Annotated in this window: 14 protein-coding genes and 1 tRNA gene; 9 read left to right on the top strand and 6 right to left on the bottom strand. The window is 53.5% G+C overall.

Going from position 1 to position 16800, the window contains the following annotated elements:
• Positions 1 to 2 precede the first annotated feature (2 nt).
• Positions 3 to 491, top strand: coding sequence for a gluconokinase (locus tag OO731_RS05290; RefSeq protein ID WP_264889916.1), 489 nt, complete (start codon positions 3 to 5; stop codon positions 489 to 491).
• Here the strand turns inward: OO731_RS05290 and OO731_RS05285 are convergent.
• Complete coding sequence (locus OO731_RS05285) at positions 488 to 2011, bottom strand: SDR family oxidoreductase (RefSeq protein WP_264889915.1); 1524 nt, start codon at positions 2009 to 2011, stop codon at positions 488 to 490. The two genes, OO731_RS05290 and OO731_RS05285, sit on opposite strands and share 4 nt — an antisense overlap.
• Positions 1998 to 2693, bottom strand: coding sequence for an SDR family NAD(P)-dependent oxidoreductase (locus tag OO731_RS05280; RefSeq protein ID WP_264889914.1), 696 nt, complete (start codon positions 2691 to 2693; stop codon positions 1998 to 2000). Before OO731_RS05280 ends, OO731_RS05285 begins: the two co-directional genes overlap by 14 nt.
• A 75-nt stretch (positions 2694 to 2768) precedes the next feature.
• Between OO731_RS05280 and OO731_RS05275 the strand changes: the two genes are divergently transcribed.
• Both OO731_RS05275 and OO731_RS05270 read left to right on the top strand, forming a co-directional pair.
• The gene (locus OO731_RS05275) at positions 2769 to 3194 is read left to right on the top strand and encodes a DUF2871 domain-containing protein (RefSeq protein ID WP_264889913.1); all 426 of its coding nucleotides are present in this window, start codon (positions 2769 to 2771) and stop codon (positions 3192 to 3194) included.
• A 217-nt stretch (positions 3195 to 3411) separates the two neighbouring features.
• A complete protein-coding gene (locus OO731_RS05270) occupies positions 3412 to 5454 on the top strand; it encodes an acyltransferase family protein (RefSeq protein ID WP_264889912.1) in 2043 nt (680 codons plus the stop codon).
• Between the two features lie 117 nt (positions 5455 to 5571).
• Here the strand turns inward: OO731_RS05270 and OO731_RS05265 are convergent.
• Positions 5572 to 5648 (bottom strand) — tRNA-Lys (locus OO731_RS05265).
• Between the two features lie 82 nt (positions 5649 to 5730).
• On the opposite strand from OO731_RS05265, the gene OO731_RS05260 reads away from it, so the two are divergent.
• The 6 genes from OO731_RS05260 (at position 5731) to pstB (ending at position 12764) form a co-directional block, all read left to right on the top strand.
• The gene (locus OO731_RS05260; RefSeq protein WP_264889911.1) at positions 5731 to 7386 is read left to right on the top strand and encodes a glycerol-3-phosphate dehydrogenase/oxidase; all 1656 of its coding nucleotides are present in this window, start codon (positions 5731 to 5733) and stop codon (positions 7384 to 7386) included.
• Positions 7383 to 8897 (top strand): glycerol kinase GlpK, encoded by a 1515-nt coding sequence (glpK, locus tag OO731_RS05255; RefSeq protein WP_264889910.1) that lies wholly within the window; start codon positions 7383 to 7385, stop codon positions 8895 to 8897. The genes OO731_RS05260 and glpK overlap by 4 nt, the downstream gene beginning before the upstream one ends.
• 104 nt (positions 8898 to 9001) lie before the next feature.
• Entirely contained in the window at positions 9002 to 10078 is a 1077-nt protein-coding gene (pstS, locus tag OO731_RS05250) for a phosphate ABC transporter substrate-binding protein PstS (protein WP_264889909.1), read from the top strand.
• A 105-nt stretch (positions 10079 to 10183) separates the two neighbouring features.
• On the top strand, positions 10184 to 11101 hold the full coding sequence (gene pstC / locus OO731_RS05245; protein ID WP_264889908.1) for a phosphate ABC transporter permease subunit PstC: 918 nt from the start codon (positions 10184 to 10186) through the stop codon (positions 11099 to 11101).
• Complete coding sequence (pstA, locus tag OO731_RS05240; protein ID WP_138315756.1) at positions 11101 to 11976, top strand: phosphate ABC transporter permease PstA; 876 nt, start codon at positions 11101 to 11103, stop codon at positions 11974 to 11976. Before pstC ends, pstA begins: the two co-directional genes overlap by 1 nt.
• A gap of 8 nt (positions 11977 to 11984) precedes the next feature.
• Entirely contained in the window at positions 11985 to 12764 is a 780-nt protein-coding gene (pstB, locus tag OO731_RS05235) for a phosphate ABC transporter ATP-binding protein PstB (RefSeq protein WP_264889907.1), read from the top strand.
• An 8-nt stretch (positions 12765 to 12772) separates the two neighbouring features.
• Here the strand turns inward: pstB and OO731_RS05230 are convergent, their stop codons facing one another.
• From OO731_RS05230 to OO731_RS05220, 3 genes are read right to left on the bottom strand one after another with little or no spacing between them, the layout of a single operon-like run.
• Entirely contained in the window at positions 12773 to 13663 is an 891-nt protein-coding gene (locus OO731_RS05230) for a DMT family transporter (RefSeq protein ID WP_264889906.1), read from the bottom strand.
• 9 nt (positions 13664 to 13672) lie between these two features.
• Complete coding sequence (locus tag OO731_RS05225) at positions 13673 to 14653, bottom strand: NUDIX hydrolase (protein ID WP_264889905.1); 981 nt, start codon at positions 14651 to 14653, stop codon at positions 13673 to 13675.
• Complete coding sequence (locus tag OO731_RS05220; RefSeq protein WP_264889904.1) at positions 14653 to 16782, bottom strand: RNA degradosome polyphosphate kinase; 2130 nt, start codon at positions 16780 to 16782, stop codon at positions 14653 to 14655. Before OO731_RS05220 ends, OO731_RS05225 begins: the two co-directional genes overlap by 1 nt.
• Positions 16783 to 16800 lie beyond the last annotated feature (18 nt).

Below are 16800 nucleotides of genomic sequence, written 5' to 3'. Positions count from 1 at the left end.
CGATGGCCGATCAGATCGTCGTTATGGGCGTCTCGGGTTGCGGAAAGTCAACACTCGGCAAGGCGCTGGCTGAGGCCATCGGTGGTGACTTTGTCGATGGCGATGACCTTCACCCGGTGGGTAATGTAGCCAAAATGACAGTCGGTGAACCGCTGACTGATGAGGACCGGTCGCCATGGCTTGAAACCGTCGGTCACAAATTGGCCGAAGCGGCAGCCAAGGATGAGAATCTAGTGATTGCCTGCTCTGCGCTAAAGCGCAAGTATCGAGATCAAATCAGGTCAATCGCGCCAACTTCGTTTTTTGTACACCCGCATGGCTCGCGAATCGCGCTTTTAGAGCGGCTGTCTAAGCGCACCGGTCACTTCATGCCGGTCAGTCTGCTCGACTCACAACTACTAGACCTTGAGCCACTTGCGTCCGACGAAAATGGAATCCAGTTGGACATGGCCCAATCGGTAAGTGATCAGGTTGACGCTGTAATCCACTAACGCTTCGTGGAGATCTTTTTTGCGAGGGCGGCTGTTCTGGCCATCGAAGGAAACACAAATCCGTGCATCGGCCAAACCGCCCACCAATAAGCGTGACCGAGCAGCCCCTTCGGAGCGTAGATGGCCACCTGAGTCAAAATTGATCCACCGGTCTCTGGGTCTTCTTCGATGCCAAATTCCAGCCAGGCTAGTCCCGGCATTTTCATTTCGGCACGCAGGCGCAAAAGCTTTGGCTTAATAATCTCTTCGACCCGCCAAAAGTCCAAAGCATCGCCGACCTGGAGGGTGTTCGGGTCGCGCCTTCCGCGTCGCAGACCAACCCCGCCAAACATGCGGTCAATAAAACCTCGCAGTTGCCAGGCCCAGGTTGCTATTGAGTAACCGTTGTCTCCGCCGATGGCCTCAACGCGCTTCCAAACTTCCTCGACCGAGTCAGGTGAATGAACCGTTCGAACATCTTTGTAGAGGGTTCCGCCGGCCCAGCTTGGGTCGGTAGGAAGTGGCTCAGATGGTGTTCCCGGAATTGACGCGTCACTCCACCTGGTCTCCACGCGGGCATCCTTGATTTTGGTTAGTGCCAATTGCACCGCTCGTTTGAATGGCGTTAGGCCGCCGGGTGGGTCTGGTACCAGCCCGCGAATGCTGTCATCAGCAGCCACTACCTCATTCTTGAGGCTGGCTACCAGGCGTTTGGCCAGAGTGTATGGCACCGGCGTCACAAGACCAACCCACCCCGATGAAAGCCTTGGCGTGAGCACTGGGACGGGGATGATGATTCTTCGGCGAAGCCCAGCAGCCTCGGCATACTGCTGCATCATTTCTTTGTAGGTGAAGACCTGCGGGCCACCGATGTCGAATGCCCCGCTAATAGTTGGATTGATTGTTGCGGCGCCTACGAGGTAACGCAATACGTCTCTAACGGCAATCGGCTGGATTCGCACGTTGACCCACTTGGGTACCGTCATGATAGGCAAACGTTCGGTCAGATAGCGCAGCATTTCGAAAGAGGCTGAGCCAGAGCCGATCACAACGCCGGCACGAAGTTCGATTGTTGATACCCCCGAGGCTCTAAGGATCTCACCGGTATCGGCCCGGGCTTGCAGGTGCGGTGACATAACTTCATTCGGCGCAATGATGCCGCCGAGGTAAACGATTCGCCGCACTTTGCATTCTTTAGCCACTTCGCCGAAGCTTTCGGCCATCGTCCGTTCTTGAGACTCAAAATTGTCTTTGGACATCAGTGCGTGTAGCAAATAATAGGCAACATCAACGCCTGCCAGCGCACGTTCGAGGGCAGCTAGATCTTGAGCGTCTCCCTCGGCAACTTCGACTTGGTCGATCCAGGGGTGGTACTTCAACCGCTCTGGGTTTCGCGCCAAAATCCGCACGCGGTATCCGTGTTTTAAGAGCTCAACTATCAATCGACCGCCGATGTAGCCGGTTGCCCCGGTCACCAAGCACAGGGCGGGCTTTCCATCTGCAGAGCGCAGTAATGGCAGGTCTTGGTTAGAAGCTTCCACTTGGCAGGTCCTTCTCGTCATCGAGCACTGCTTTGATTATGCGCCCAATCACCAGTTCTACGGCCATGCCGACCCCAAAGTTAGGGGCGGTTCCGGCAATGGCCCGATTCGCTAACCCCGATTCGGTGTGACCCGGACGAGCATCCAGCCACCGAATGCCAAGTTTTTGGTACTCGCGCTGGGCGGCAGTGGCGTATGCGTGTAGTGCTGCCTTGCTGGCTGAGTAAGCCGAAAGCCCGGCCATGGGCCGCTCTGCAATTACACCGCTTATCGAAACAACAAAGGGGCTTCGGCCGGCTGCGGTGGATTGAACCAGTGCAGGAAGTAACTGTTGAACCAAATCGATTTGCCCAAGCGTATTAACCTGCGTCAATCGCTGCAAGTCTGCTGCCGAGGTTTCGGCCACCGAACCAAAAGCCACTAATCCAGATGCCAAGACAATTCCATCGATGGTGGTCTGGCTAGCCGTCAGGTAGGTGGCGAGGGTCTGAATCGATTGAGGGTCCTCAAGATTCAACAGCAAGCGTTGCTCTAGTTGGGGTTGAAGCCTTGAAGCCGAATCTGCGTTGCGAGCTGTACCGATAACCTTCGCGCCTGCTGCCTCTAGCTGAGTGCAAAATTCGTTTCCAAAGGCGCCACTGGCACCAACCACCAATATTTGTCGCCCCTGTAGTTCGCTCATTTCGGCCTCCTGTGCATGCCAACCGGCGGGGTTCAAAAAAGATTTCCGTGGCAGGATTGGAGCGAGGAGTTTGAATTGAAGAAATCTTTTATTGCTTCGGCAATTTATCTTGTTTTGGGGCTAGCCTCGGGCGTCTTTTACCGTGAATTCACCAAACTGAATGAGTTTGAGGCAGGTCAGTACACCCAACTGAGCGTGGTTCACACCCACCTACTTACCCTAGGTTTCTTGGTCTTCTTGATTGTGCTGTTGCTTGACAATGCCTTCAAAATCTCTGATGACTGGCGCTTCAAGACTTTCTTTTGGCTTTACAACGCGGGTTTGGTTTTGAGCACTTCGATCATGGTCCTCCGCGGAATTCAGTCCGTGCTTGGCACTGAGGTCGAGTCGGGAGCCATAGCCGGAATCGCCGGTCTTGGGCACATCATGTTGTCGCTGGCACTTGGCTTGCTGCTGATCATCCTCGGTATCAAAATCTGGGCAAAGGCTGAGAAGAGCTAGATTCAGCGTCAAACTCAACTAGTCTGAACTAGAGGTCAATCGGGCTTCCGAACGGAGTCCAAAATGGCAGAAAAATCGCAGCAAAAGAACGTTAAAAAAGTTGCCGCTAAGAGCTTGAAAGAAAAGCGCCTAGACAAGCAGACCAAAGCTGCAAACAAAAAATCTGATTAACTTTGTGGCCTGATGGCCTGAACCAAACTTCGCAACAGGGAGCATTTTGCCAACGCAATCGATTGGTCGACCTCCGGTAATACGCATCGACATTCAGGCGCTGAGGACGATCGCAGTGGGCTTGGTGGTGATTTACCACCTTTGGCCCCAACGCCTCACTGGCGGCTTTATCGGAGTTGACGTTTTCTTTGTGATTTCTGGCTACCTGATCACTTCGCACATTTTGCGAGACATTGCTAAATCAAAGTTTTCAATCACCAAATTTTGGGCAAAACGGGTTCGCCGCCTATTGCCGGCCTCATTCTTTGTGCTTTCAGTTACCGGTATTGCGGTCTATTTTTCAACACCGATGTCCCTGTGGGGTCAGTGGCTCGAAGAGATCCAGGCATCGGCGCTGTATTTTGAAAACTGGGTTCTGGCGGCCGACTCAGTCGACTACCTGGCGCTTGGTAATACCTCATCACCAACCCAGCATTTTTGGTCGCTTTCGGTCGAAGAGCAGTTTTATCTAGCTTGGCCATTGATAATTGCCAGCACACTTTTCGTGGTTGGAAAATTCTCAAAGCGCTCCCGGAAGCGTTCGGTATTTACTGCGCTGTTACTACTAACCCTTGCCTCCTTCGTTTACGGAGTTATTCAAACCCAGGCTGAACCGGCCATTGCTTACTTTTCGACCCCGGTGAGAGCGTGGGAGTTTGGTGTCGGCGCGCTGTTGGCCTTTGCTCCTGCTGTGACCAAGCAAAAAGTTGCCCAGACTTTGGCGGTTACTGGGTTGGCTGCCATTATCGGTGCCGGATTCTTTTTTGACTCGACTCTGCCATTCCCGGGTTCATGGGCGCTGATTCCGGTTCTCGGAACAGCTCTAGTCATTTGGGCCAATGTCAACGATGGATTGCTGGCAAGGGTAGCCGGCCTAGCTCCAATTCAATGGGTGGGCGATCGCTCCTATTCCATTTACCTCTGGCATTGGCCAATACTCATCCTGGCCCCATTTGTCTTGAGCCTAGACGCTTCGATGACTTCAAAATTGATTGTCCTCGGCATGACACTCTTGCTGGCCGCCTTCACATCCAAATTCATCGAGAAACCATTCTTAGTAGGTGGTGTTTTCGGGCGCAGCAATCGCAGAAAAACCTTTAGCGCATTGGCTCTGGCAACGGCCGCCTTGGTGGCCGTATCTGGGGCAGCCGCCGCTCAGGCTGAGCGTGTGATTGCCAATGATGTTTTGGTGTCAACGGCCGTCGAAGCAGAGTCTTGCTTTGGTGCCGCAGCTCGCGCGCCTGGACAGAATCCTTGCTCTAATCCCGAGTTAAACCGGCTTTATCCATCGGTAATTTCGGCGCCTTCAGACACCAGTGCTGCCACCAAAGCTTGCGGCAGTTTGAGTCGCGGGGACTCGCAGCCTGGCGCGTGTGAATTGGTTGTCGGTACCAGTGATGTCTCTATTGCGTTGGTGGGTGACTCGCATGCCAATCACTACGCCGGTGCCTTCCAGCGCCTCGCCGAATCTCGCAACTGGAGCCTTACGGTTTACACCAAAGGCGGTTGCCCGTTTACCTTGGCGCAGCGAGTTCAGGATCAAGTTCTGACTGCCGCATGCGCCAAATGGGTAGCAAACGTGAAAGCAGAAGTGATTGACCGAAAATTCTCGTTGCTGGTTACATCGCAGTGGAGCGGGGTTGACTGGGCTGAGCCGGCAGGTGCTGATGAGCAAAACTACGCAATTACCGGTACGGCAAAATTGTGGCGGCAGCTAACGGCAGCTGGCATTCCCGTTTTAGCCATTAAGGACAGCCCAAAGCACATCGATGACGTCCTGGGTTGCCTCGAAAACAAACCAAATGCAGATTGTTCCATCAGTCGTGAGGACGCGTTTGATTTCGATGCTCAAATAGGTGCCGTAAACCGCATTGATTCAGAGCGTGTGGTTTTGGTGAACTTCGATGATGTTTATTGCACTGAAACCAAGTGCCTGCCGGTCATCGGAAACGCGGTGGTTTACCGCGGGGAGAACCATTTAACCGGTACATTTGCTCGCACACTCGCTCCGTACTTTGAACCCCACGTCTGGCTACTGTTGGGCAATTAGTGACGGTCGGGATCGACGCCCCATTTGCCGCAAGTGACAATCGGGGCCCCGAGCGGTTCTCCACAGGACGACAAGCAAACAAAAATGCACCCCCTTTAATGGAGGTGCATTTTTGTTTGGTAGGCCCCGTCGGGATCGAACCGACGACCCACGGATTAAAAGTCCGTTGCTCTAACCAACTGAGCTAGAGGCCCATGTGCGTCACGAATGACAACGCCTACAAGTCTAACAAGCCGCAATCGGTCTGGGTTCAAGTTTTTAAGGTTGAATAGCACTATGCGACCAAACGTTTCGGCTCTGATGGCAGACAACCACGCCCAAGTGCTTATCATCGGCGGTGGCATTAATGGCCTTGCCACTTTTCGCGACCTGAGCCTGCAGGGCGTCAAGGTTGCCCTCGTCGAGCGCAACGACTTTGCGTCAGGGGCATCGGCGGCTAGCTCGCACATGATCCACGGTGGTATTCGATACCTCGAAAATGGTGAGTTCCGACTGGTAAGAGAGTCAGTAACAGAGCGCAATGGGCTGCTCAAGATTGCACCGCACTATGTCAAGCCGCTGCAGACTACGATTCCTATCTTCACCACATATTCGGGCATTCTTGCAGCGCCGATGCGATTTTTGACTCACAAACAGAACAAACCAACCCAACGCGGTGCTCTCCTGATCAAGCTTGGCCTCAGCATTTACGATTCATTCTCCAGCGGCGGCGGAACAGTTCCGCCTCACAAATTTCTCGGTCGCAAAAAGTCTCTTCAAGAGTTGCCTGCGCTGGACCCGAACGTGAAATACACAGCAACGTATTTTGATGCCTCGGTTCATGAACCCGAGCGCTTGGCTCTTGACGTGTTGCTCGATGGCCTGAGCGAAGGCTCAAATGCCCGCGCGGTCAATTACGTTGAGGCAGTCGGAGTTGTCAACAATTCCGTATTGCTCAAGGATCGTGAGACTGGTCAGGCTTTTGAATTCAAGGCAGACCTGGTCATAAACGCTTCAGGCCCATGGACCGATTTGACCAATCAGGCTCTCGGTGAGAAATCACAATTTATGGGCGGCACCAAGGGGTCGCATATTGTTTTGGATCACCCCGAGCTGTTGGCGGCGTGTGATGGTCGTGAGTTGTTTTTCGAAAATGCTGATGGTCGAATTGTGTTGATTTATCCGCTCAAGGGTCGGGTGCTGGTTGGAACCAGTGACCTGGAAGCTGACATCAACGAACCGGCCGTTTGCACCGAAGAAGAAATTGATTACTTTTTTGGATTGATCGGCCAAGTGTTCCCGCGAATTGCGGTTGACCGCAGTCAAATTGTCTACAAGTACTCAGGTGTGCGTCCTTTGCCTCGGCACGAAGACACGGCACCGGGTTTTGTTTCCCGGGACTATCGAATCGTTGAAGGTCTCCTGCCTGGCACCGAGACCCCACTATTGAGTCTGGTGGGCGGCAAATGGACAACCTTTAGGGCGCTTGCAGAGCACCTGTCCAAAGAGGCTCTGGCTGCACTCGGGCTCGATCGCCGAGTCTCGACCAAGAATTTGGCTATCGGTGGCGCCAAGGATTTCCCGAAAAATGACAAGGCCCGAGATGTGTGGCTTGCCGAGCACGCCACTTTTGTTGGCCAAGACCGGGCGTTGCAATTGCTGGAGCGCTATGGCACGCGAGCAGCAAAGGTAATTGAGTTTTTGAGCGCTGTTGGCGACTCACCCTTCAAATCCACCGACAAACTCTCAACCGGTGAGTTGCGGTACATCGTTGAAAAAGAAATGGCCGTGCACCTTGTTGACATCTTGATGCGCCGAACCAGCCTTGCCTTCACCGGTGAGGCCACCGATGCCGTCATTACTGAGGTTGCTACTGAGATGCAGCAATTACTTGGATGGTCGGAGCCGCGCACGCAGGCAGAAATTACAAAGGCTCAGCGGAGCCTCTCATGAGCAATTTTGTTTTGGCTGTAGACCAAGGCACCACTAGCACCAGGGCCATAGTCTTCAATCGCGACGGTGAAAAGGTTGCTTCGAGTCAAAAAGAGCACGAGCAGATTTTTCCGCATCCAGGTTGGGTGGAGCACAATCCAGCTGAGATCTGGGCCAACACCCAAACGGTAATTTCTGGAGCTCTGCGTGAGGCGGGCCTTGGTGCTGCAGACATCGCAGCAATCGGAATAACTAATCAACGCGAGACCACCATGGTTTGGGATTCCTTGACTGGCAAACCGGTCTACAACGCACTGGTTTGGCAGGACACCAGAACTCAAGCAATTGTTGATCGATTGGCGGGGGTTGAGGGGGTAGACCGATACAAGGCAAGCCTTGGTTTGCCGCTGGCCACCTATTTTTCGGCTACCAAAATTATCTGGATTCTAGAAAATGTTCCGGGCGCTAGAGAAAAGGCTGACGCCGGCCAGCTGCGTTTTGGAACCATGGACACTTGGCTGCTTTGGAATCTGACCGGTGGCCTTAATGGCGGCCTGCACCTGACCGACGTTACCAACGCATCGCGCACTCTCTTGATGGACCTCCAAACCTTGAATTGGCGCACTGATCTGCTCCAGGAATTCGGCATCCCGATCTCAATGCTTCCGCGCATTGTGAGCTCATCAGAAATTTACGGTGCCGTAGCTGGCGAATCGGAATTGGCCGGCGTCCCCATTGCCGGCATTCTTGGTGATCAGCAGGCTGCAACGTTTGGGCAAGCAGCTTTTGACGCAGGGGAGTCCAAGAACACCTACGGAACCGGCAACTTTTTGATGTTTCAAACCGGCGAGCAAATCGTTCAGAGCAAGAATGGACTGCTCACCACAGTTGGCTTTAAATTGGGTGATGCCCCAGCGCGCTACGCTCTAGAGGGCTCAATCGCAGTAACCGGATCGCTGATCCAGTGGCTCCGAGACAACCTAGGTCTTTTTGCCTCTTCTGCTGAGGTTGAGGAACTAGCAAAAACCGTCCCGGATAACGGCGGTGCCTATTTTGTGCCGGCCTTCTCGGGCCTGTTCGCGCCTTATTGGCGCCCGGATGCTCGCGGGGTGCTGGCCGGTTTGACGAGATTCGTCAATCGTGGACACATTGCTCGGGCCGCACTAGAAGCGGCCGCGTACCAGACACGCGACGTTCTAGATGCTGTCAATGCCGATGCTGGGGTCAAGCTAACCCAGCTAAAGGTTGACGGCGGTATGACGGCAAATGAAACCCTGATGCAATTTCAGGCTGACATTCTTGGCGTTCCGGTGGTTCGCCCGGTTGTCACCGAAACCACGGCCCTGGGCGCTGCCTATGTTGCGGGATTGGCAGTTGGGTTCTGGTCTGGGCTAGCCGAGCTTCGAACAAACTGGCACGAAGATCAGCGATGGAACCCGACGATGCCATCGGCCCAAGTGGAACAGTACTACCGTGACTGGCAAAAAGCTGTCACTAAGACCCTCGGCTGGGTCGATCCAGACGCCATTTGAAAAATGAACGATTTGTACACCTTTTGTTAACCAAACAAACTGCCTCAATTAACCTTGGCTTTTTACCCTATTCATGTACTCACATGAAAGGGAATACACACTAAATGATCAAGAAATCAGCACTGAAGATTGCAGGCCTTGCGATCGCTGGAACTATTGCTCTCACCGGCTGTGCCGCAAACGAAGGCGCAACCAATGGTGACTCACTAAGCGGCACCCTAAACGGCGCTGGTTCTTCTGCAATGGGTAGTGCTCAGGAAGCCTGGATTGCGGCATTTCAGACTGCCAATGGCGCAGTCACCATCAACTACGACCCAACCGGTTCAGGTGCTGGTCGCGAATCATTTATTGCAGGTGCTGTTAACTTTGCCGGTTCAGACTCATACCTAAAGGATGAAGAGCTTGCGCTTACCTTTGCCGCCTGTGCTCCTGGAACCACCCCTTTTGAGGTTCCGGTTTACATTTCTCCTATCGCCGTTATCTTCAACGTTGAGGGCGTCACTGACTTGAACCTTGATGCTGCAACAATTGCTGGAATCTTCAAGGGCGACATCACCAAGTGGAATGACGCGGCCATCGTCGCTCTCAACCCAGAGGCAAACCTGCCGGCAGCTAACATCACTGCCGTTCACCGTTCAGATGACTCTGGTACCACCAAAAACTTCTCTGACTACCTAAGCAAGACCGCAGAGGAAATTTGGGATGGCGAAGTCAGCGACGTATTCCCGTACCAGTCGGGTGAAGGCGCCAAGGGCACCTCGGGTGTGGTTGATGCTGTAACTAACGGAACCAACACCATCGGTTACGCAGATGCTTCAAAGGCTGGTTCGCTTTCAATCGCCAAGCTAAAAGTTGGCGAAGAATTTGTAGCGCTTAGCAACGAATCTGCTGCAGCTATTGTTGACGCGTCACCTGCAGTTGAGGGCCGCGATGCAACTGACCTTGCAATCAAGATTGATCGTGCAACCACCGCATCAGGCGCCTACCCATTGGTTTTGGTTAGCTACCTTATCGGCTGCAACGAGTACGCTGACCCAGCCGTGGGTGCCTTGGTCAAGGCTTACGCCTCATACCTAGTAAGCACTGATGGTCAGGCTCACGCTGCAACCTCAGCCGGCTCAGCACCACTTAGTGCTGCTCTAACCGCAAAGGTTACCGCTGTAATTTCAGCAATCAAGTAAGTAGTGCGGGGGTGCCTGCTTGGGGCGTAGTCTTAAGCAGGCACCTTTGTTTTACAGGTTTATTACCCCGATTTCAGCTTCGTGATTCAGGTAAACAGGAGTGAGATGAAGACCAAAATCCGTTTGGCAGACCGTATTTTCAGCGGTCTAACCATCTGGTCAGGTTCTGTGATCCTTGCAGCGCTGGCTGCAGTTGCAATATTTTTGATGGTTCAGGCATGGCCTGCGCTGATTGCTAACCCGGCAGATCTGCCGAACGCCGAAAATGGCTTCTTGGCCTACGTGGTTCCATTCGTATTCGGAACAATTTTCTCCGCTCTAATTGCTTTGGCAATTGCGGCTCCACTCGCCATCGGTATCGGCCTATTTATCTCGCACTATGCGCCAAGAAAACTGGCTCAAAGCCTCGGCTATGTAATCGACCTTTTGGCCGCCATTCCATCGGTGGTTTTTGGTCTCTGGGGCATCCAGGTGTTAGCGCCTGCAGTTCAACCGGCATACGTTTGGCTCAACGAAAATCTAGGATTCTTGCCAATTTTTGCCGGTCAGGTTTCAGGCACCGGCCGCACAATTTTGACGGTTTCCATTGTGCTGGCAATTATGATTTTGCCGATTATGAGCGCCATGGCTCGCGAAATTTTCTTGCAAACACCAAAACTTCATGAAGAAGCTGCCCTGGCTTTGGGCGCGACCAAGTGGGAGATGATCCGGATGGCAGTGCTGCCATTTGGGCGCCCAGGTTTGATTTCGGCAGCGATGCTTGGCCTCGGTCGAGCACTGGGTGAAACGATGGCAGTTGCAATGGTCTTGTCACCGGCTGCAGTCATCTCATTTGCGTTGCTGACGTCGACTAACTCAAACACCATCGCAGCAAACATCGCCTTGAATTTTCCTGAGGCAAGCGGCTTAGGCGTAAACCTCCTAATTGCGTCAGGTTTGGTTTTGTTCGCCATCACTCTGGTGGTCAACATGTCTGCCCGAGCCATTGTAAACCGTCGCCGCGAGTTCTCAGGAGCCAACTAATGCGATTCTTAACCCTTGCAAAGCGCCGGCACCTTAAGAACCGACTCGCTACCGTTGCCATCTTCGCGGCTTTTGGTGTGGCCATCCTTCCACTCATCTCACTACTCTTTACCGCCGTTTCGCAGGGCGCTGCCCGTTTCGATCTGGATTTCTTCACCCTATCGATGCGTAATGTCGTGGGTGCTGGTGGAGGTGCGCTGCACGCCATCATCGGTACGGTCGAAATCACGTTGCTGGCAACGCTCATCTCGGTTCCGATTGGTTTGCTCACCGCAATTTACTTGGTCGAATATGGGCGTGGTCGCTTGGCCCGTGCTGTCACGGTATTCGTTGACGTCATGACCGGTATTCCATCGATTGTTGCCGGCCTATTCGCTTTTGCTCTGTTTGCAATCGCGTTTGGCCCAGGTGTGCGCATGGGCTTTGCTGGCGCGGTTGCACTAAGCCTGCTGATGACACCGGTGGTAATCAGGTCTGCTGAAGAAATGCTGAAACTGGTTCCCAACGAACTTCGCGAGGCTTCGTACGCACTCGGCGTTCCGAAGTGGCTAACCGTCATGAAGGTCGTGTTGCCTAGCTCCTCAGCCGGAATCATCACCGGAATCATGATTGCCATCTCTCGCGTAATTGGTGAAACTGCGCCGCTCCTCATCGTTGCTGGCTTCACCCAGAGCATGAACTACAACCCGTTCTACGAACGAATGATGACACTGCCTGTGTTTGTTTACTCGTCCTACTCAAGCCAGGGTGCCGATGCCCAGGCTTACATTGATCGTGCTTGGGCTGGAGCCCTGGTTTTGATTGTTTTGGTGCTTGCCCTAAACCTTGGGGCCCGGGCGCTTTCTGCTTATTTCAACCGCAAGCTATCTCGATAGGGAACCCCATGGCAAAGAGAATCGAAATCAAAGACCTCAACATCTACTACGGCAGCTTTCTTGCTGTTGAAGGTGTGAATCTTGATATTGAACCAAAGAGCGTAACCGCGTTCATCGGCCCATCTGGCTGTGGCAAGTCAACCCTGCTCCGCACTTTAAACCGCATGCACGAGGTAATTCCAGGGGCCTCAGCCAAGGGTCAGGTTCTGGTTGATGGCAAAGATCTTTACGGTTCAGGGGTGGACCCAGTTTTGGTTCGCCGCGAAGTTGGTATGGTCTTCCAGCGCCCAAACCCGTTCCCAACCATGTCTATTCGCGACAACGTTTTGGCTGGCTTCAAACTCAATAATGAGAAGCAGTCAAAGTCTGATGCAGATGCCCTAGTGGAGCGTTCGCTTCGAAGCGCAAACCTTTGGAATGAAGTAAAGGATCGCTTGGATCGCCCAGGTGCCGGCCTATCTGGCGGCCAGCAGCAGCGCCTTTGCATCGCCCGAGCCATTGCGGTTGAGCCTCAGGTGCTTTTGATGGATGAGCCGACGTCAGCCTTGGACCCGATTTCTACGCAGGCCATCGAGGACCTCGTTCTTGAGCTAAAAGACAGCTACACGATTGTGATTGTGACTCACAACATGCAGCAGGCCAGCCGCATCTCCGATAAAACCGCATTCTTCAACATCGCAGCCACTGGGGCTCCGGGCAAGTTGATCGAGTTTGATAAGACTGAGGTCATCTTCAGTAACCCACGCGAGAAAATGACCGAGGACTACATCTCAGGCCGTTTCGGATAATCCAGCGACTAGTGTACAAGCGGCTCGAGAAGAACCTCAGGCTCATCCTTATTCTTTGAGGGCCACTCAACAATTAGCATCGCGGCGGTCATCAGCACACCGCCGATAAGAGTCTTGAGCCCAAGCTCTTCTTGACCGACAGCAACCGCGATAATTGCGGTCCAAGCCACCTCACCGGTCAGCAGAATTGCTACGCGTGAGGCATCCATAATCGACTGCGCCCAGGTTTGAACCAAGAAGGCCAGCGCGGTGGCAAAAATCGCAGTGAACAGAACGGCAAACCAGCCGGCACCGTCAACCGGAGCCTCGTAGCCATCGGTGATCAGGGCGCCAACCCAACTCATGCCGGCAACGGTCAGCAGCTGAAGCACGGTCAAGGCGTACACGTCTTTGCCCGGGCTGAGCTTGCTGAGGCCAATAATGTGTGCGGCAAAAAGGGCGGCGCACAGCATTACCCATAGTTCGCCAACACCGATGGAGAACCCGTTAATCGAGATCAGCGCAAGTGCTCCGGTTGCAAGAATCACGCCCCAAACGAGGCGCCTATTGACCTTCGAGCGGTAAAGTAACCAACCAAATATCGGCACCAAAACCACGTAAAGGCCGGTGATGAAGCCGGTGATGGCAGCTGATGCCAGCTCAAGACCGATAGTTTGAGTGAAGTAGGCAACAGCAAGGAGAGCACCGAGCAGCACTCCGTGTTTGACGGTGGTCTTGTCGAAAGCCAGCAGAACCTTTGGCTTGAAAACAATAAGCACTGCCGCCGCGATGGTAAATCTGATCGCTAGAAAATCATAAAAAGGCTGATCGGCAATTGCGTCTTTCATCAGCACAAATGCGGCACCCCATGAGACGGCAACACTAATTAGGGCAAGTGCTGCCCATGAGGTTTTCTTCATCGTGTCAGTCTAAGCGACGGCGGATTCGGTGTTTGAGTCAGCCGGCGGCTGTGCGGTGTAACGCTCGACCGAGACCACCTTGCGCTTTTTTCCGGGTACCAATTTGGTCATGTGAATAACAACAAATTCGGCCGGTTTGAGGTCGCGAGCATTAAGAATGCGCTTGGACAACTTTTCGTCGGCACACTCTGCCAGTGTGTTCAAAATGGTTGGCAGGGCTGGTCGGTGTGAGCAAATGATGCTCGGACGACCATCGTCGATGATGTCGTGAACGACATTTTGAGTGCGCTTTGGGCCCTTTTTATTGCCCAATTCGCTCAGCTGCGAACGTTCAATGATTTTCAGATTCCTAGCGTTTGCATACGGTGCGACGGTCCTTACGCAGCGCAGCCAAGGGCTGGTAATAACGCGCTTGATTCCAAAAGCTGCCAGGGCAGGAATGAGCTTTTCGGCTTGCTCCGAACCTGCCGGGAGCAGAGGGCGACTTCCGTCATCCTTAGGTTTGCCACCGTACCAATCTGTGCGCAGGGTTGCCTTTGCGTGGCGTAAAACCAGAATTGGTTTGGTATGCAAAAGGCCAGCTTCGTGCTGTTTTAGAAACACTTCAAGCACGTCTCGGTCAAATTGGTAGGTCAGTAAGCCCATGACTTCGCTCGGCGACATCCAGTCAACCTTGGCAACCTCTTCTGAAGGCTCAAAAGTTGATTTTGCCAAAGCAGAATCCGTGACCCTTGCTGCCCAATAGTGGACTTCTTTCGGTGCGCCAGATGGAACGTTGTACCTAACCACCTTTAGGTGCTGACCGAGTTTTACGCTTAGGCCGGTTTCTTCTTTGATCTCGCGAACTGCGGTCTCAAGAAGCGACTCACCTGGGTCAACTTTGCCCTTTGGCCAGCTCCAGTCATTGTGGCGTGACCTGTGAATCACTGCGACCGAAATTTTGCCGTCTACCTCGCGCCAAAGAACGGCGCCTGCCGCAAAAATCGTCACTATACGCGCGACTTTCGCTTTGAATAGACGTCCGCCATGATGTGGTCCTGAACGTCGGTGAGGGGAGTGCCCTCGAGGGTGTACTGGTGGCGAGACCATTTGCCGTCGGCGCCAAGGTGCCAAGATGCCGAGTTGTCATCCATCGCCAAATCAAAGAAGCCGTTGAGCTCTTTGATGTGGTCAGGCTGAGAAATTCGCACCAAGGCCTCGACGCGGCGGTCAAGGTTTCGGTGCATCATGTCGGCTGATCCGATGAACAATGCTGGGTCGCCCCCGCCATTGAAGCCAAAAATGCGTGAGTGTTCGAGGTACCGACCCAAAACTGACCGAACGGTGATGTTCTCGCTCAATCCAGGTACACCCGGTCGAAGGGCGCACATTCCGCGCACCAGAACTTCAACTTTTACCCCGGCGTTAGACGCGCGATACAGAGCATCAATGATTTCTTCGTCCACCAGTGAGTTGACCTTCACACGGATGCGAGCATCGTGCCCAGCCGCCTTGAAATCAATCTCACGTTGGATGCGCTCGAGCAGTCCCTGGCGCACACCGTTCGGAGAAACCAACAATGACTTGAACTGTGAGTCAGGTGCATACCCTGAAAGTTGGTTGAACAACTTGGTTAGGTCTTCGCCCACGGAATCGCGCGAAGTGAATAGGCCGTAGTCCTCGTAGAAACGCGCGGTTTTTGGGTTGTAGTTTCCGGTACCAACGTGGCAGTAGCGCTTGAGTTGGTTGCCTTCTTGGCGAATCACCAGCGCAAGCTTGCAGTGGGTCTTGAGGCCAACGATTCCATAAACCACGTGAACGCCGGCCTGTTCGAGCTTGCGTGCCCAGGCAATGTTGTTTTGCTCATCAAATCTGGCCTTGATCTCGACCAGTGCCAAGACCTGCTTGCCGGCTTCTGCTGCATCAATCAACGCGTCAACAATTGGTGAGTCACCTGAGGTGCGGTAAAGGGTTTGCTTGATTGCAAGCACCTTAGGGTCGGCCGCTGCCTGCTCGACGAACGCCTGCACCGAGGTTGAGAATGACTCGTAAGGGTGGTGAACCAAAATATCCCGCTGGCGCATAGCCGCAAAAATACTTACATCTTTGTCCTCAACCGGCTGCAAGAATCGGTTGGTGATTACCGGGTGAGGTGGATAGTGCAGGTCGGCTCGCTTGAGCGATGCGATCTCAAAAAGACCGGTCAGGTCAAGCGGAGACGGTAGGTGGTAAACATCTTCATCTGAGATATCAAGTTCGCGAATCAGCAGCTCGAGAACTTGAGGGTTGATGTCGTTGGCCACCTCGAGTCGAACCGGTGGGCCAAAGCGGCGGCGCAAAAGTTCTTTCTCAAGGGCAACCAATAGGTTCTCGCCCTCGTCCTCGTCAACCTCAAGGTCTTCATTTCGAGTAACCCTGAAGGTGTGCTGCTGAAGAACATCCATGCCCGGAAAAAGCAGACCCATAAATTCACCGATGACGTCCTCGAGCGGCACAAATCGTGCATCGGTAACACCGGTGTTGCCCGGAATGCGCACAAAGCGCGGGAGTAGTGGCGGGACCTTCACGCGGGCAAAGTGCTCCTTGCCGTTGTCAGGGTTGCGCACTACGACCGCTAGGTTCAGCGAAAGACCAGAAATGTAAGGGAATGGGTGGGCTGGATCAACGGCAAGCGGGGTTAGTACCGGGAAAATCTGGTTCTGGAAATAATCGTGGAGCGAAGATTTCTCAGCCTCATCGAGGGCAGCCCAGCGCACAATCCGGATGCCCTTTTCGCGCATGGCTGGCTTGATGGTGTCGATAAATAGGCTTGCGTGGCGGCTCTGCAGTAGGTGTGCCTCGCGGCTAATTTCACTCAATACATCTTGAGGAGAAAGCCCTGAGCTAGAGGTCACAGCAAGACCAGTGGCAATTCTTCGCTTTAGGCCGGCAACTCGAACCATGAAGAATTCATCGAGGTTAGAGGCAAAAATTGCCAGAAAGTTAACCCGCTCAAGCAGGTGCAGGTTTGGGTCTTCGGCAAGTTCCAGTACACGCTGGTTAAATGCCAGCCAGCTAAGCTCGCGGTCTAAAAAGCGGTCCGCGCGCAGTTCGGTGCCTAGGTCAGGAACAGCAATGGCCATGGTTTCTTCAGAAGACATACTCTTTATCCTGCCACG

It is taken from the genome of Rhodoluna sp. KAS3 (assembly GCF_026000575.1).
Lineage (GTDB): Bacteria > Actinomycetota > Actinomycetes > Actinomycetales > Microbacteriaceae > Rhodoluna.
This window is presented reverse-complemented; position numbering and strand designations above follow the sequence as displayed.

Excerpts from the sequence above, each read along its gene's own strand:
- OO731_RS05290 (WP_264889916.1), top strand. The coding sequence starts at position 3 with ATGGCCGATCAGATCGTCGTTATGGGCGTCTCGGGTTGCGGAAAGTCA.
- OO731_RS05280 (WP_264889914.1), bottom strand. The coding sequence starts at position 2,693 with ATGAGCGAACTACAGGGGCGACAAATATTGGTGGTTGGTGCCAGTGGC.
- OO731_RS05260 (WP_264889911.1), top strand. The coding sequence starts at position 5,731 with ATGCGACCAAACGTTTCGGCTCTGATGGCAGACAACCACGCCCAAGTG.
- glpK (WP_264889910.1), top strand. The coding sequence starts at position 7,383 with ATGAGCAATTTTGTTTTGGCTGTAGACCAAGGCACCACTAGCACCAGG.
- pstS (WP_264889909.1), top strand. The coding sequence starts at position 9,002 with ATGATCAAGAAATCAGCACTGAAGATTGCAGGCCTTGCGATCGCTGGA.
- pstC (WP_264889908.1), top strand. The coding sequence starts at position 10,184 with ATGAAGACCAAAATCCGTTTGGCAGACCGTATTTTCAGCGGTCTAACC.
- pstA (WP_138315756.1), top strand. The coding sequence starts at position 11,101 with ATGCGATTCTTAACCCTTGCAAAGCGCCGGCACCTTAAGAACCGACTC.
- pstB (WP_264889907.1), top strand. The coding sequence starts at position 11,985 with ATGGCAAAGAGAATCGAAATCAAAGACCTCAACATCTACTACGGCAGC.
- OO731_RS05230 (WP_264889906.1), bottom strand. The coding sequence starts at position 13,663 with ATGAAGAAAACCTCATGGGCAGCACTTGCCCTAATTAGTGTTGCCGTC.
- OO731_RS05220 (WP_264889904.1), bottom strand. The coding sequence starts at position 16,782 with ATGTCTTCTGAAGAAACCATGGCCATTGCTGTTCCTGACCTAGGCACC.